Origin of the sequence: Rhizobium sp. LjRoot254, from assembly GCF_964254105.1 — a bacterium.
Lineage (GTDB): Bacteria > Pseudomonadota > Alphaproteobacteria > Rhizobiales > Rhizobiaceae > Rhizobium_E.
Window position 1 is genome coordinate 4,992,609 of the sequence record NZ_CAXUSM020000001.1, and the last position, 15,795, is coordinate 5,008,403.

A 15,795-nucleotide genomic window follows, 5' to 3' on the forward strand; every position below is an offset into this window, starting at 1 on the left:
ATTTTTTAAATCGTTTGAAATATGCTGGCGGAATGCCGATTCCGGACGCGGCGTCCCGTCACGGCACAGGGGTTAAAAAACAACCCAAGGGCTCTTTGCCACAATTTGTTCCACCTTTATACTCATGAACTGCGTCGCACCGTGCCATCACGGACAACAGACAAGGCTTTTCCGGAGAACCTCATGCTGACAATCGCCCTCGTGGACGACGACCGTAATATTCTCACCTCGGTATCCATCGCGCTCGAAGCGGAGGGTTACAAGGTGGAGACCTATACGGACGGCGCATCGGCGCTCGATGGTCTCCTGCAGCGGCCGCCGCAGCTTGCCATCTTCGACATCAAGATGCCGCGCATGGACGGCATGGAACTGTTGCGGCGCCTGCGCCAGAAATCGGACCTGCCGGTGATCTTCCTCACCTCCAAGGACGAGGAGATCGATCAGCTGTTCGGGCTGAAGATGGGCGCCGACGATTTCATCACCAAGCCCTTCTCCCAGCGCCTGCTGGTCGAGCGGGTGAAGGCGGTGCTGCGCCGGGGTGCGGCAGGCCGCGAGCCGGGCGCCACGCCTGGGACGGCTGCGGCATCCAAGCCGGGTGCCGTGCAATCCAAGTCGCTCGAACGCGGCCAACTGGTGATGGACCAGGAGCGGCATACCTGCACCTGGAAGGGCATGCCGGTGACCTTAACCGTGACCGAGTTTCTTATTCTTCACGCGCTGGCGCTCAGGCCCGGCGTGGTCAAGAGCCGCGACGCGCTGATGGATGCGGCCTATGACGAGCAGGTCTATGTTGACGACCGGACGATCGACAGCCACATCAAGCGCCTTCGCAAGAAGTTCAAAATGGCGGATAATGATTTCGACATGATCGAAACGCTTTACGGCGTCGGCTACCGGTTCCGCGAGGGCCCCGGCGCCTGACACGGGATCGCCGGCGGGGTATAGATGGCTGTTGCAGATGCAGAACTGGTGAAAGAAGTGAGGACGGCGCCGAGAATACGCACCCGGCGGCGGAGCCGTTGGTCGCGGCCGTTCCTGTTCATCCGGCGCATTCTCGGCCATGCGGTCTTTTCCAGCCTGACCCGGCAGATCCTGTTTTTCAACCTCGTCGCGCTCGTCGTGCTGGTCGGCGGCATCATGTATCTCAACCAGTTCCGCGAGGGGTTGATCGATGCCAAGGTCGAGAGCCTGCTGACCCAGGGCGAAATCATCGCATCCGCCGTGTCGGCCTCGGCCTCGATCGATACAAACTCGATCACCATCGACCCGGAAAAGCTGCTGGAGCTGCAGGCCGGCCAGTCGATCACGCCGGTGCCGAACGACGAGGACCTCGAATTCCCGATCGATCCGGAAAAGGTCGCGCCGGTGCTGCGGCGGCTGATCTCGCCGACCCATACGCGGGCGCGCATTTTCGATCCCGATGCCAACCTGATCCTCGATTCGCGCTTCCTCTATGCCCGCGGCCAGGTGCTGCGCTTCGACCTGCCGCCGGTCGATAACGAATCGATATCGTGGTCGGAGCGGATTTCCGGCATCTTCAACCGGCTGCTGCAGCCATCCAACCTGCCGGTCTATAAGGAGAGCCCCGGTGGCGACGGGCTGATCTATCCCGAGGTCAAGAACGCGCTGACCGGCGTACGCGGCGCCGTGGTCCGGGTGACCGAGAAGGGTGAACTGATCGTCTCTGTGGCGGTGCCGGTGCAGCGTTTCCGCGCCGTGGTAGGCGTGCTACTGCTGTCGACCCAGGCCGGCGATATCGACCAGATCGTGCATGCCGAGCGGCTGGCTATCATGCGGGTGTTCGGCGTCGCCACCATGGTGACAGTCATCCTGTCGCTCCTGCTGTCTTCGACGATCGCCAATCCGCTGAGGCGGCTCTCTGCGGCGGCGATCAGAGTGCGGCGCGGCGTCAAATCGCGCGAGGAGATCCCGGATTTCTCCTTCCGCCAGGACGAGATCGGCAACCTGTCCTCGGCGATCCGCGAGATGACCAATGCGCTCTACGACCGGATCGCCGCGATCGAGAGCTTCGCGGCCGACGTCAGCCACGAGCTCAAGAACCCGCTGACCTCGCTTCGAAGTGCCGTGGAAACACTGCCGCTCGCCAAGACCGAGGAATCCAAGAAGCGGCTGATGGACGTGATCCAGCACGACGTGCGGCGGCTCGACCGGCTGATCTCGGATATATCGGACGCCTCACGGCTGGACGCGGAACTGGCGCGCGCCGATTCGCGGCCGGTCGATCTCGAAAAGCTGCTCGCCGGGCTCTGCGAGATTTCCAGCGAGGTGCGGGCGCGTGGCAAGACAGTGACCGTCACCTTCGAAGCGGATCGCAAGGCGGTGGGCAAGGGCGGCTTCAAGGTGGTGGGCCACGAATCGCGCATCGGCCAGATCATCAGCAACCTGATCGAGAATGCCCGCTCCTTCGTGCCGGCGGAAGGCGGCAAGATCGCGGTGAAGCTCCATAAGAGCGGTGGCAATTGCGTGGTCGAGATCGAGGACAATGGTCCGGGCATCGAGGCGGAGAATATCGACCGGATCTTCGAGCGCTTCTATACCGACCGGCCGGGAATCGAGGATTTCGGCCAGAATTCCGGCCTCGGCCTGTCGATCAGCCGGCAGATCGCCGAGGCACATGGCGGTTCGCTCGATGCGGTGAACGTGCTTGGACCGGACGGCGAGCGCAAGGGCGCGCGGTTCACGCTGGTGCTGCCGGAAAAGGGGCAATCGTGAGAAGGGTGTTGGCAGGGCAACCACAGTTAGGTTTGCGGTGGGCGAAGAGCTTGCTCCCGCTTCTCCCCTTGGGGAGAAGGTGGCGCGTAGCGCCGGATGAGGGGTTCTCATCCAGTCGCCGGCGCTTCGCGCAACCCCTCATCTCCGGCGCGAACAGGCTGCGCCTGAGCCCTTCGGGCATCTTCTCCCCAAGGGGAGAAGCGGGAGCCAGTTGCGCCGCCGCCGTTCCACACCACTCAGCCACCCAGGCTGCATCGCTATGACCCGCGTCCTCGCACACGGCACGGCTGTAGTGGTGGGCGAAACCGGCCTGATCTTCACCGGCCCGGTGGGTTCGGGGAAATCGTCGCTGGCGCTGCAGATCATGTTCAGCGCCCGGATGGCGGGACATTTTGCCGCGCTTCTGAGCGACGATCAGGTCTTCCTTGAGGCGGTTAACGGAGATGTGACCGGCTTTTGCCCACCGTCGATAGCGGGGATGATCGAGCTCAGGGGCAGTGGCATCGGGAGAGTCGACTTCGTGCCGGAAGCGCGGCTCCACTATGCGATCCGGCTGATCGAGGTGCATGCCGACAACAGGATTCCCGAGGAGAATCAGCGCTGGAAAGCCGACCAGGGCATCGAACTGCCGCTGATCATGCTGGACCGGCGGGTGCGCGATCCCTTTCCCTGGCTTGCCGCGCTGCTGCCGGGCTTTCCGCGCAACATGCCGGGCTGAGGTAGTGAACGAAACGTTACAGATGGCGCATTTTTGACTTGAACTTCCGGGTTTCATCGCCATGATGGCCGCCCACACAGTGGACGAGACAGTTCAAACTCGCTATCAGCACCGCCCACAACGATAAAAAACCGAAACCGGAGCTCTATAAAGCATGATCGGACTGGTGCTTGTCACACATGGACATCTGGCGGATGAGTTCCGTTCCGCTCTTGAACATGTGGTGGGTCCGCAGAAGGCGATCGGCACGATCTCCATCGGCCCCGATGACGACATGGACAACCGCCGCCAGGACATCGTGGACGCCGTCGCCGCCGCAGATGACGGCAATGGCGTGATCATTCTCACCGACATGTTCGGCGGCACGCCCTCCAATCTCTCGATCTCGGTGATGTCGCGCGGCAATACCGAAGTGATCGCCGGCATGAACCTGCCGATGCTGATCAAGCTCGCCGGCGTGCGCGGCGAAAACAACATGCAGAAGGCGCTCGCCGAAGCCTCCGAGGCCGGCCGCAAATACATCTATGTCGCAAGCCGGGTGCTCTCCGGAAAATAAGGAACCCCATGGCGGACGATGGCCTCGAACGCGAAATCCTGATCATCAACAAAAGGGGCCTTCATGCCCGCGCCTCGGCGAAGTTCGTCCAGACGGTCGAACTGTTCGACGCGGAGATCCATGTCACGAAGGACGGGATGACGGTGGGCGGCACCTCGATCATGGGGCTGATGATGCTGGCCGCCGCGCCGGGTTCGACCATCATGGTGACGGCATCCGGTGCGCAGGCGACTGAAGCGCTCAACACGATCGAGGCGCTGATCGCCGACAAGTTCGGCGAGGAGATATAGGGGTCGGAGCTCCCCAGCCGACCGGCTGGCGATCAACGCCATTCTTAATTTAGTCCCGAGCGACACCCGCAAGCTGCAACAAGGCATGGTTTTCGGCTGCCACGCCTTCCGCCAGACGTGCGGCCGCCACCACTGGCAGCCAGACGAGAACGTTCGCGGGGCTCAATCCGGCCACCCTTGCATAGGCTCCCACATAGTCGGCGGCGATGACGGGGGAGACGTGATGCATCAGGACATAGGTCCGGCAGACGTCGGCGGCCGGATCACCGCTGCAGGCATCCAACCAATCCAAGACTATGATGCCGTTGGCGGACTCATGGATATTCCAGGGATGAAAATCGCCGTGGCATACTCTATCCCCATCCGGAAGCGCCTCTATTTGTCCAAGCAGACGATCGCGGGCCGCGGGATGCAGGCTTTCCGCGCGCTGGATATTGCCGGACAGTCTTTCCTTGAGCGAGGGCAATCCGCTGCCAGGCTGTTCATGGATGCGTCGATGCAGCTGCGCCATCGTCTCCAGGTCGGACATGTGTACCGCCGAAGCGATCCGGTCGGCGAAGCAGGTGCCGGGCGCGCGATCCATGAGCACGCCCCAGCGGCCGTCATATTCCCCGACGGCATGAATTCTGGGCGTCGGCAATGACCGCGCCTCAAGCACCGCCAAATTCGCGGCTTCCCTGAACGCCGAGCCTTTCGATGCCCGAGACCGATAAAGTTTGAGGGCCATCTCGCCGTATTCGTAGACGTCCGCCTCCTTGCCGGCGCCGAGAAGTCGGCCGATCTTGTTCATTGGAAACCAACTGCCTCCATTGAAGCCCCGATCTCAATCAGAGTGCATCCCTGATTGCCGGTCAGGACGGACTTAACGATGCTTCCCGCGCTTCCAGCGCAGCCATCATCACCTCGCGAAGCCGCTCGAAGCCGCTGCCGGTACCGCTTTCACGTATGTCGCCATCGCGGACGTCGCCAAAGACGGCTTGCTCTGTGTAGGTCATGAGAGTTTTCGTCCCATTGCCGGTCAGTTCGACAGTCACAAGGGACGAGGAGATGGGTTTGCCGCCCGAGCGCATCGTATAGGCATAGACAATCCGTTCAGCGGGAACGATTTCAAGATAATGCGCCAGCATGCTTTGCTCGACCCCATCGGGCATGTGCCAGATCATCCGTTCGCTGCCGTCCTCTCTAAAGTCCATGCGATCCTCGATCACCGTCCAGTCGGGGTGGCAGGAGGTCCAGCGGCGCTTGAGGGCGTGGACCGACCAGAAGCGAAAGGCATGGGTCGGGCGGCCGGGCAGTTCGCGCTCGATGACGAAGGTTCGATGGTTGACGTTCACACCCATTATTCTTCCTCTTCCGGCAATTCGGCCATCAGCGCCACGAGACGATCGAAGGCGAGGTTCATCGCCGCCTGCCTCTGGTCAATCCAAGCGTTGATCGCGGCAAACGCATCCTTCTGCATGCGATAGGTACGGACCCGGCCAGTCTTCTCCGACATGACAAGGCCGCCGTCCTCCAGGATTCGCAGGTGCTTGAGAACCGCGGGCAAGCCGACATCGGCGGACGCGGCCAGTTCCTTTACGGACGCCGGCTTGCGCGCGAGATGTTCGACAAATCCTCGCCGGTTCGGGTCCGCCAGGGCCTGGAACATTCGGTCGAATGAAATGGATGGCGATGTGCCGTTCATGAGATTCCCAGATAGTGTTCAGGCATCGCATCCCGATAAGGGAACATCGAGAAATATGGCTGCGCTTCCGCGATGACCCGCCTCACCGATGGCCGAACGAGCAGCCGTTGCAGATACGCCTTGAGATGCTCCCGATCACCGGGAAACGGATCCACGATAGACGCAAAGAAAAGGCCGGGCAGAGCGGCGCAATCCGCCATGGTGAAGTCTTCGCCTGTCGCCCACCGCTTTGCCTGGAGATGAGCATCGATCATTTTGTAAGCCTGATCAAGTGTGGACTTTGCCTCGGTGACGCCGTGCGGATCGTTGGCATTTGCAGGCCTGATCCGATCCGTCACGATCTTCTGCATCGGCACACTGACATAGAGATCGTAGAACCGGTCCCATTGCCGGACCTGCAGCAGCTCGTCGGGATCGGCCGGCAGCAATCTCACCTCACCTGGATAATTCGCCTGCAGGTATTCGATGATGATGCTGGTCTCCGGCACCGTTTGCGCGGCCTTGCTGTCATGAAGGACCGGAATCTTGCCGACCGGCCACTTGTCGAGAAGGGCCGCCGCAGAGCCGGGATCGGCGAAATCGACAATCTGCGTATCGAACTCGGTTTCATTTTCATAAAGCGCAATCAGCACCTTGTGGCAGAATGAGGCGAGTGGATGAATGTACAGTGTCAGCGACATGGTGAACCTCATAGTTTCCTATTTTGGAAACCATTAGCGCAACGCCACTGCCATGACAAGAGACTTTCCAGATATGGAAAGTATTTTAAATACTCTGATCCTACCCGACTAGACCTTCGCCTTGGCCACCGCGTCCTCGATATGGGCGGCGTAATGCACCAGTGGCGGCTTGATGCCGTGGGCGAAGAGGTCTTTGCGGACCTCGTGGTTGGTGCCGGTCAGGTAAACGTCGACGCCGTGGCGGCGAGCCTTGTGGGCGAGGCTTTCGATCGTGTTCGCGGCGGTCGAATCGAGGAACGGGACGGCGGTGAAATCGATCACGAGCAGCCGGTGGGTGTCCGAGATGCGATCGAGCACCGAGCCGATCGAGGCGGCGGCGCCGAAGAAGAACGCGCCTGAAATGCGGTAGACGATGACATCGGGGTCGCTGGCGGTGGCTTCGTCATAGGGCTTGCGATCGCCGTTGGAATCATCTGCCCTGTCATCGGGCACGAAGGGCATGTGGCTTTCGATCGACGTGGTCTTCGACATGCGGTGGATGAACAGCACCGAGCCCAATGCGAAACCGACCACGATCGCTTCGGTCAGGTCGCGGAAGATCGTCAGCAGGAAGGTGGTCAGAAGGACCGCCGCATCGCCGCGCGAGGCGCGGATGAGCGTCGCGAAGGCCGGCTTCTCGACCATGTTCCAGGCGACCACGGCAAGGACGCCGGCAAGGCTCGCGAGCGGGATGTAGCTCGCAAGCGGGGCTGCGGCCAGCATGAACAGCAGCAGGAAGGCGGAGTGGAGCATGCCCGATATCGGGCCGTGGGCGCCAGCGCGGACATTGGTGGCGGTGCGCGCGATGGTTCCCGTCACGCAGATCCCGCCAAACAGGCCGGAGGCGACATTGGCGACGCCTTGGGCGACGAGCTCGCAGTTCGAACGATGGCGGCGTCCGGTCATGCCGTCAGCGACGACGGCCGACAGCAGCGATTCGATCGAGCCGAGAAGCGCGAACGCGACGGCCGTCGGCAGCACAGCCTGAAGCTTGGCGAGACTGATCTCGGGAAATGCCGGCATCGGCAGGCTGTTCGGAATGCCGCCGAAGCGCGTTCCGATCGTCGCCACCGGCAGAACGAACAGGCCCGCCGCGATCGAGGTCACGGCGACCGCGACGAGCATGCCGGGCCAATGGGGGCGGAGCCGTTTGAGCCCCAGGATGATAACGACCGTCGCGGCGGTCAGCCCGATCGTGGCCGGATCTGCTGTGGGCAGGCTGGACCAGAGGGCGGGGAGCTTCTCGAGCAGCGGCCCGGGTTCGGCAGCCAGCGTCAGGCCCAGCAATTCCTTGATCTGACTGGCGAAAATGATCACCGCGATGCCCGCGGTGAAGCCGACCGTGACGGGATAGGGAATGAACTTGATATAAGTGCCGAGCCGGAGAAAACCGATTGCCGAGAGAATCAAGCCCGAGAGGATGGTGGCCAGAATGAGCCCTTCCATGCCATGCTGATGGACGGCTGCCGCTACCAGCACGATGAAGGCGCCAGCCGGGCCGCCGATCTGGAACCGGCTGCCGCCCAGCGCTGAGACGAAGAAGCCGCCGATGATGGCCGTGAACAGGCCCTGCGCCGGCGAGGCACCGGATGCGATGGCGATGGCCATGGAGAGCGGCAGTGCTACGATGGCGACGGTGAGGCCGGCGATGGCATCGGCGCGGAAATTCGCGAGCCCATAGCCCTCGCGGAGCGTCGTGACCAGCTTCGGCGTATAGAGTTCGGCGAATGTCGGTTGCGCGTCGAGTGGCTGGGAAGCGGTACTGGCTTGCATGATCTGCGGCACCCTTGGGATAAGGCGGCGGGATCGTCGGCTGATGTCGGCGGTCGGCGTCGCAATTTGCGAATGGCTATGGCTTGGGTGATGTCTCCTTGAGGCGAACGCCGCGCCCGCCGCCCAGGCTCTGGGCGCCGTCGCCGATCAGGTCTATGCCGGCAAGGTTGAGCGCATCGACGACCTTGGACAGGCTGTCGACGACGCCTCTGACATTGCCCTCGCTCGCTTCCATGCGCTGGATGGTCGGCACCGAGACGCCTGAGAGTTCGGCGAGCGTCTTCTGGTCTATGCCGAGGAGTGCGCGGGCAGCGCGCAATTGACCCGATGTCATCATGTGGGTGATCCCTACGCTATCACAATGGGAGTGTGACATAGCGATAGTGATGCTTCAAGCATCAGTAATAAGGGATGAGATGTGGGTGGCGCCGTGCTTTGTTCTCCCCTCATCTGCCTGCCGGCATCTTCTCCCCGCTCGCGGAAAGAAGGGATTCGTGGCGTCGTTGGCGCCTCAGGGGCACGAGGGCAGTCGCGACAATCACATAAAGACTTCTTTATATCCTTATTGCTTTTTTGATCGAAGGCTGGTAAACGGCTCGCCATTATCGAATTCGGCGTGCTCAGCCGCCAAATCCGCGACCGGCAAAACCCGGCACCATCAATCTGGAGACCATCTATGACCGCTGCCAAGGATTATCTTGTCGCCGATATCGGCCTGGCCGACTACGGCCGCAAGGAACTGACAATCGCCGAAACCGAAATGCCGGGCCTGATGGCCGCTCGCGCCGAGTATGGCGAAAAGAAGCCGCTGAAGGGCGCGCGCATCACCGGTTCGCTGCACATGACGATCCAGACCGGCGTGCTGATCGAGACGCTGGTGGCGCTCGGCGCCGAAGTGCGCTGGGCCTCATGCAACATCTTCTCGACCCAGGACCATGCCGCCGCCGCGATCGCCGCCGCCGGCATTCCGGTCTATGCCGTCAAGGGCGAGACGCTCGAGGAATACTGGACCTATACCGACAAGATCTTCCAGTGGACCGATGGCGGCTTCTCCAACATGATCCTCGACGATGGCGGCGATGCCACCATGTACATCCTGCTCGGCGCCCGCGCCGAAGCCGGCGAGGACGTGCTTTCGAACCCGACCTCGGAAGAGGAAGAAGTGCTGGTCGCCCAGATCAAGAAGCGCCTGGCCGCTTCTCCCGGCTGGTTCACCAAGCAGCGCGATGCGATCAAGGGCGTGACCGAAGAAACCACGACCGGCGTGCATCGCCTGTACCAGCTGCAGGAAAAGGGCCTGCTGCCCTTCCCGGCGATCAACGTCAATGACTCGGTCACCAAGTCGAAGTTCGACAACAAGTATGGCTGCAAGGAATCGCTGGTCGACGGCATCCGCCGCGGCACCGACGTGATGATGGCCGGCAAGGTCGCCGTCGTCTGCGGTTACGGCGATGTCGGCAAGGGCTCGGCCGCTTCATTGGCCGGCGCCGGCGCGCGCGTGAAAGTCACGGAAATCGACCCGATCTGCGCCCTTCAGGCCGCCATGGACGGCTTTGAGGTCGTGCAGCTCGAAGATGTCGTCAAGACCGCCGACATCTTCATTACCGCCACCGGCAACAAGGACGTCATCCGTCTCGACCATATGCGCGAGATGAAGGACATGGCGATCGTCGGCAATATCGGCCACTTCGACAACGAGATCCAGGTGCAGGCGCTCAAGAACCTAAAGTGGAACAACATCAAGCCGCAGGTCGACATGATCGAGTTCCCTAGGGGTAACCGCATGATCCTGCTCTCGGAAGGACGTCTGCTCAACCTCGGCAACGCAACCGGCCACCCGTCCTTCGTGATGAGCGCATCCTTCACCAACCAGGTGCTGGGCCAGATCGAGCTCTATAACAATGACGGAAAATACAAGAACGAAGTCTATGTGCTGCCGAAGCACCTCGACGAGAAGGTCGCTCGCCTGCATCTCGAAAAGCTCGGCGTGCGCCTGACCGAGCTTTCGGACAGCCAAGCCGACTATATCTCGGTCGAAAAAACCGGTCCGTTCAAGGCTGAACACTACCGGTATTAAGACTTTATTAACCATTATACCAAATCTTGTAGCCACGGCTGTAAATTGCGGCCGTGGCTTCTTTTTTGGGCAAAACGCTTTGCTGGTCAGGCCCGCGATAGTATTGTTTTCTAAGTTGATTCGACTGTGACCTAGCTCGACCCCACGGCGGCGGCGGACGAGACAGGTAGCGGTCAGCGGGCCCGATTGTCAGGCGCTCGCAGTCAACAGGCTCCGCATGATCTGGAGCTTTTTGCCGGAACAGTCTCGTTTCGGCACGACGGTCGGACCCTCGGGTCAAAACGCTGCCTGACCGGCTGCATTAGAAGACTATTTGGCGGAATAGCGGGGACTGCCTGATGAAATCGGGATTCGAGGACATTGCAACGCGATCGCGGGGCGCGGAAAATCCGCTGCGGAGCGCGAAGCGTGATGGCGTAAGCTCCAACCTGCTGGGCAACGCACTGTTTTCAGCCACCGCCCTCATTCCCGGCGCCGCCTTTGCTGCCGTGCCGACGGCCGAACGCATGCTCTCCTCTTCCAACACGATCGGCTTTGCCGCGGCGGCCGGCCTGATCTCCGTCTCGCTGATCGGCGCCTTCATCCTGATGCGCAAGCGCTCTGACATGGAGAACGAAAACCGCCAGATCCGCACCGCGCTTTCCGATGCCCAGAGCCGCATTTCGCGCTTCGAGGCGCTGATCGCGGACAAGAACCGCCGGATCGTGATCTGGGACGGAATGGACGGAAATCCAGAATTTCTCGGCCAGTTGCCGCCCGAAACCGGTGCGCCGGTCAATGACCGCGACTTCCTAGCCTTTGGCCGCTGGCTCCGCCCTCGTTCGGCGGGCGAACTGGAACGGGCGATCGACAGGCTGCGCGCCGATGCGGCGAGCTTCGACATCGTGGTGGAGACAAGCCGCGACGAGGTGCTGGAAGCGCAGGGCCGGGTATCCGGCGGCCGCGCTTTCGTGCGCTTCGTGTCGCTCAACAATCTGCGCGCCCAACTGGCGGAGTTGCAGATCGAGCGCGACCGACTGCAGGGTTCGATCCGCACCTTCCAGACGCTGATGGATGCCGTCGACATGCCGAGCTGGCAGCGCAGTCCGGATGGCAAGCTCTCCTGGGTCAACGATGCCTTTGGCGAGGCCGTCAAGGCGCCGACAACCGATGTCGTGGTGCAGGAAGGCCGCGAACTGCTCGAGACCGTGAGCCGCGAGAAGATCAAGGCCGTGGCGACGCTGGATAACCCGTTCCGCGACAAGGTGGCGACCGTGGTCAACGGCAACCGCACCTATTACGAGGTGGTGGACGTGAAGACGCCGAGCGGCTCGGCCGGCATCGCGCTGGACGTATCGCGCCAGGAAGCGATCCGCGACGAGCTGAACCGGACGATCAAGAGCCACGCCGAGACGCTCGATATGCTGGCGACCCCGGTGGCGATCTTCGACGACCGGCAGAAGCTGCAATATTACAACCAGGCCTTCCGCCAGCTCTGGGATCTCGACATAGCCTTCCTGGAATCGCAGCCCGCCCATGGCGAGTTGCTTGATCGGCTGCGGGCCGTATCGCGGCTGCCCGAACAGCTGAACTGGAAGACCTGGAAGGAAAGCATCCTTTCCGTCTACCGCTCGCTCGATACCCATACCGATGTCTGGCACCTGTCGAACGGCCAGACGCTGCGCGTCTTCGCCACCGCCCGTCCGCAGGGCGGCGCAACCTGGGTGTTCGAGAACCTGACCGAGAAAGTCGATCTCGAAACCCGCTACAATACGTTGCTCAAGGTGCAGGGTGAGACGATCGATCATCTCGCCGAAGGCGTTGCGGTGTTCGAGCCGGATGGGCGGATCACGCTGTCGAACCCGGCTTTCCGGGCACTCTGGGGTATTTCGGCGGCCGAGGCCGAGCCGGGCACCCATATCAAGGCGATCGAGGCGGCCTGCCTGCCGAGCTATGAGGGTTCGGACGGCTGGAAGACCTATTCGCGGATCATCACCAGTTTCGAGGACATGCGCGAGCAGATCTCCGGCAAGCTGGAACTCAAGACAGGACTGGTGCTCGATTATGCAGTGATACCGCTGCCGAACGCCCAGACCATGCTGACCTTCGTCAACGTCACCGACAGCGAACTGGCCGAACGGGCGCTGAAGGACAAGAACGAAGCCCTGCGCAAGGCCGACGAACTCAAGAATGCCTTCGTGCAGCATGTGTCCTACGAACTGCGCTCGCCGCTGACCAATATCATCGGCTTCACCGACCTGCTGCGCACGCCGGGCATGGACCCGCTGACCGGGCGGCAGGCGGAATATCTCGACCATATCTCGAATTCCTCCTCGGTGCTGCTGACGCTGGTCAACGACATCCTCGATCTCGCGACCGTCGACGCCGGGATCATGGAACTCACGCTGGAGCCCGTCGATATCAACGACCTGCTCGACGAAGTGTCGCTGCAGATCGCCCACCGGCTGCAGGAAAACGACGTGACGCTGAAGATCACCGCCGACCACGATCTCGGCGCCGTGATGGCCGATCACCAGCGGCTGAAACAGATCTTCATCAAGCTGTTGGCCAATGCCGCCAATTTCGCCCCCGATGGTTCATCGATCGGGCTGAAATGCTGGCGCGAGGCGAATGATTTCGTCTTCACCGTCTCCGATGCCGGACCGGGCATGACACCGGAAATGCTGGCAAAAATCTTCAACCGCTTCGAAAGCGACGGGCGCGGCGGGCGCAAATCCGGTGCAGGACTGGGCCTTGCGATTGTCGAGAGCTTCGTGAACCTGCATCATGGCTCGATTTCGGTCGATTCGGCGCCGGGAACCGGAACCCGCGTCACCTGCCGTATTCCCGCCGGCGAAAAAAACGAGCGCCTGAGCGCCGCCGAATAACATTAACGGAACTCTATGCCCACTTTCTCCTACTTTCTCGCCGATGACGAAGCCACCCGCGCGCTGGGCGAAGACCTGGCGCTGACCGTGAAGCCCGGCGACTGCCTGGCGCTTTCGGGCGATCTCGGCGCCGGCAAATCGTCGCTGGCACGGGCACTGATCCGCGCCATTGCGGGCGATGACGAACTCGAAGTGCCGAGCCCGACCTTCACGCTGGTGCAGAGCTATGATCTCAAATATCAGGTCGCGCATTTCGATCTCTACCGGCTGGCCGATGAAAGCGAACTGGCCGAGCTCGGGCTCGACGAGGCCTTGGAGCGTGGCGTCGTGCTGATCGAATGGCCTGACAAGGCCGGATCGGCGCTGCCCGGGGATGCGATCCGGATCGAGATTTCGCATGAGGGTGCGGGCCGCCGGCTGAAACTTGATGTCGGCGAGGGCCGGTTCGCGGACCGGCTGACGCGGGTGAATGCCATCCGCGCCTTCATGGACGAGAACGGCTACCGGGGTGCGCGGCGCAAATTCCTGATCGGCGATTCGTCGTTTCGCGCCTATGAGCGGGTGAAGACCGTGGATGGCAAGCCGTTCATCCTGATGGATTCGGCGGCGCGGCCGAATGGTCCACCGATCCGCGACGGCAAGCCCTATTCGCAGCTGGTGCATCTGGCCGAGAATGTCCGGCCGTTCATCGCGATCGGCAAATACCTGAAAAGCATCAAGCTTTCGGCGCCTGATATCTACGAGATGGATATCGAACAGGGCATATTGATGATCGAGGATCTCGGCTCGGAGGGCGTGCTCGACGCATCGGGCAAGCCGATCGCCGAGCGTTATGAGGAGGCGGTGCGCGGGCTTGCCGATTTCCACAAGCAACAGCCGCCGGCACGGCTGCCGGTCGGTAATGGCGAATACCACGACCTACCGCATTTCGACCGCGAGACGCTGAAATTCGAAGCCGAGGTGCTGCTCGACTGGCACATTCCCTGGCGGCGCGGCGGCCAGAAGGCGAGTGCGGCAGAAGCACGCGAATATTTCGAGATCTGGGATTACCTGATCGACGAACTCACGGGGCTCGAGACCAATCTCGTGCTGCGCGACTACCATTCGCCGAACATCATGTGGATGGCGGGGCGGAAGGGGTTCGATCGGGTCGGCATCATCGACTTCCAGGATGCAATCATCGGACCGTCGTCCTACGACGTGGTGTCGCTGGCGCAGGATGCGCGGGTGACCGTCGAGCGGCCGCTGATGGAGCGGCTGATGGAGATCTATATGAGCGCGCGGGAGGCGCAGGGACCGTTCGACCGCAAGGCCTTCCTCAAGTCGTTCGCCATCATGTCGGCCGAGCGCGCCTGCCGCCTCAACGGCCTGTGGGTACGCCTCTGGCAGCGTGACGGCATGGAAAGCTACATGCGCCACATGCCGCGCACGCTCTGGCATCTCTCGATGGCCTTCGAGCATGAGATCAACGCGCCGCTCAAGGACTGGTGCCGGCGGGCGGGGGTGATCACCATGGATTCGCCGGAAGCCGCCGTCGCATGAGCAAGGTGATTCGCCACGCGATGGTGCTGGCGGCCGGGCTCGGCATGCGGATGCGGCCGATCACCGACACGATTCCCAAGCCGCTGGTGAAGATCGCGGGAAAGCCGCTGATCGATTATGCGCTCGACACAATAAAGGACGCCGGCTGCGAGACGGCGGTGGTCAATGTCCATCACTTCGCCGAGCAGATGAAAGCGCATCTCGCCGGTTACAGCGGGATGCAGATTCTGGTTTCCGACGAGCGGGACATGCTGCTGAATTCCGGCGGCGGGCTGGCCAAGGGGCTGAAACTGCTGCCGGACACGAATGTGTTCGTGATGAATGCCGATCTGTTCTGGGTCGGCGAGACGCCCGGACAGCCAACCAATCTCGAAAGGTTAGCCGGATTCTTCGATGCAGACAGCATGGACATGGCCATGCTCTGCGTGCGGCTGGAGGATACGACCGGGCACGATGGCAAGATCGACTTTGCCATGGACGACGACGGGCGCCTCGTGCGCTACCGACCAGTCGATGGCGTGATGCCCGAGGGCGAGGGTGTGGTCTATGCCGGCGCGATCGCCATGCGGTCATCGCTGCTCGCAGATGCTCCGGAGGGAGCCTTCAATCTCAACATCTATTTCGACCGCGCGATTGCGGCGAATCGCTTGTATGGCCTAATACTCCAAGGGCACTGGGTGACGGCGGGGACGCCGGCGGCAATCGGTGCGGCGGAGGACGCGGTGCGGCGGTATAGCTAGCAGGCTAAGTGTTAGAACCCCCTCATCCGACCCTTCGGGCCACCTTCTCCCCGCTGGGGAGAAGAGGGAGGCTGCCGCAGCGTCTCGGTACTCCTC

General features: G+C 61.9%; 15 protein-coding genes. 9 read left to right on the forward strand and 6 right to left on the reverse strand.

Annotation, left to right across the window (positions count from 1 at the left end; genetic code table 11):
- The first annotated feature begins 183 nt into the window (after positions 1-183).
- From ACSQ26_RS24635 to ACSQ26_RS24655, 5 genes are all read left to right on the forward strand, one after another.
- Positions 184-921 (forward strand): response regulator transcription factor, encoded by a 738-nt coding sequence (locus ACSQ26_RS24635; RefSeq protein ID WP_436013603.1) that lies wholly within the window; start codon positions 184-186, stop codon positions 919-921.
- Positions 922-945: 24 nt separating this feature from the next.
- Complete coding sequence (locus ACSQ26_RS24640; protein ID WP_436013605.1) at positions 946-2,733, forward strand: stimulus-sensing domain-containing protein; 1,788 nt, start codon at positions 946-948, stop codon at positions 2,731-2,733.
- 259 nt (positions 2,734-2,992) lie between these two features.
- Positions 2,993-3,451 carry an HPr kinase/phosphorylase gene (locus ACSQ26_RS24645; RefSeq protein WP_436013607.1) on the forward strand — a complete coding sequence of 153 codons (459 nt, stop codon included), beginning with the start codon at positions 2,993-2,995 and terminating at the stop codon, positions 3,449-3,451.
- A gap of 154 nt (positions 3,452-3,605) precedes the next feature.
- Positions 3,606-4,007 carry a PTS sugar transporter subunit IIA gene (locus tag ACSQ26_RS24650; RefSeq protein WP_436013609.1) on the forward strand — a complete coding sequence of 134 codons (402 nt, stop codon included), beginning with the start codon at positions 3,606-3,608 and terminating at the stop codon, positions 4,005-4,007.
- Between the two features lie 8 nt (positions 4,008-4,015).
- The gene (locus ACSQ26_RS24655; protein ID WP_436013611.1) at positions 4,016-4,297 is read left to right on the forward strand and encodes an HPr family phosphocarrier protein; all 282 of its coding nucleotides are present in this window, start codon (positions 4,016-4,018) and stop codon (positions 4,295-4,297) included.
- Between the two features lie 49 nt (positions 4,298-4,346).
- On the opposite strand, the gene ACSQ26_RS24660 is transcribed toward ACSQ26_RS24655, so the two are convergent.
- The 6 genes from ACSQ26_RS24660 to ACSQ26_RS24685 form a co-directional block, all read right to left on the reverse strand.
- On the reverse strand, positions 4,347-5,087 hold the full coding sequence (locus ACSQ26_RS24660; protein WP_436013613.1) for a phosphotransferase family protein: 741 nt from the start codon (positions 5,085-5,087) through the stop codon (positions 4,347-4,349).
- 61 nt (positions 5,088-5,148) lie between these two features.
- Positions 5,149-5,637 carry an SRPBCC domain-containing protein gene (locus ACSQ26_RS24665; RefSeq protein ID WP_436013615.1) on the reverse strand — a complete coding sequence of 163 codons (489 nt, stop codon included), beginning with the start codon at positions 5,635-5,637 and terminating at the stop codon, positions 5,149-5,151.
- A complete protein-coding gene (locus ACSQ26_RS24670) occupies positions 5,637-5,981 on the reverse strand; it encodes an ArsR/SmtB family transcription factor (RefSeq protein WP_436013617.1) in 345 nt (114 codons plus the stop codon). Before ACSQ26_RS24670 ends, ACSQ26_RS24665 begins: the two co-directional genes overlap by 1 nt.
- Positions 5,978-6,661 (reverse strand): glutathione S-transferase family protein, encoded by a 684-nt coding sequence (locus tag ACSQ26_RS24675; protein WP_436013619.1) that lies wholly within the window; start codon positions 6,659-6,661, stop codon positions 5,978-5,980. Before ACSQ26_RS24675 ends, ACSQ26_RS24670 begins: the two co-directional genes overlap by 4 nt.
- Positions 6,662-6,769: 108 nt before the next feature.
- Positions 6,770-8,473 (reverse strand): SulP family inorganic anion transporter, encoded by a 1,704-nt coding sequence (locus ACSQ26_RS24680; RefSeq protein WP_436013621.1) that lies wholly within the window; start codon positions 8,471-8,473, stop codon positions 6,770-6,772.
- Positions 8,474-8,549: 76 nt separating this feature from the next.
- Positions 8,550-8,810 carry a helix-turn-helix domain-containing protein gene (locus tag ACSQ26_RS24685; protein WP_436013623.1) on the reverse strand — a complete coding sequence of 87 codons (261 nt, stop codon included), beginning with the start codon at positions 8,808-8,810 and terminating at the stop codon, positions 8,550-8,552.
- 339 nt (positions 8,811-9,149) lie between these two features.
- Here ACSQ26_RS24685 and ahcY point away from each other — a divergent pair, with 339 nt between their 5' ends.
- From ahcY to ACSQ26_RS24705, 4 genes are all read left to right on the forward strand, one after another.
- A complete protein-coding gene (ahcY, locus tag ACSQ26_RS24690; protein WP_436013625.1) occupies positions 9,150-10,550 on the forward strand; it encodes an adenosylhomocysteinase in 1,401 nt (466 codons plus the stop codon).
- 338 nt (positions 10,551-10,888) lie between these two features.
- Entirely contained in the window at positions 10,889-13,417 is a 2,529-nt protein-coding gene (locus ACSQ26_RS24695) for an ATP-binding protein (RefSeq protein ID WP_436013627.1), read from the forward strand.
- Positions 13,418-13,432: 15 nt separating this feature from the next.
- Positions 13,433-14,959, forward strand: a complete 1,527-nt coding sequence (gene tsaE, locus ACSQ26_RS24700) for a tRNA (adenosine(37)-N6)-threonylcarbamoyltransferase complex ATPase subunit type 1 TsaE (RefSeq protein ID WP_436013629.1) — start codon at positions 13,433-13,435, stop codon at positions 14,957-14,959.
- A complete protein-coding gene (locus ACSQ26_RS24705; protein ID WP_436013631.1) occupies positions 14,956-15,699 on the forward strand; it encodes a nucleotidyltransferase family protein in 744 nt (247 codons plus the stop codon). The genes tsaE and ACSQ26_RS24705 overlap by 4 nt, the downstream gene beginning before the upstream one ends.
- Positions 15,700-15,795: the final 96 nt, after the last annotated feature.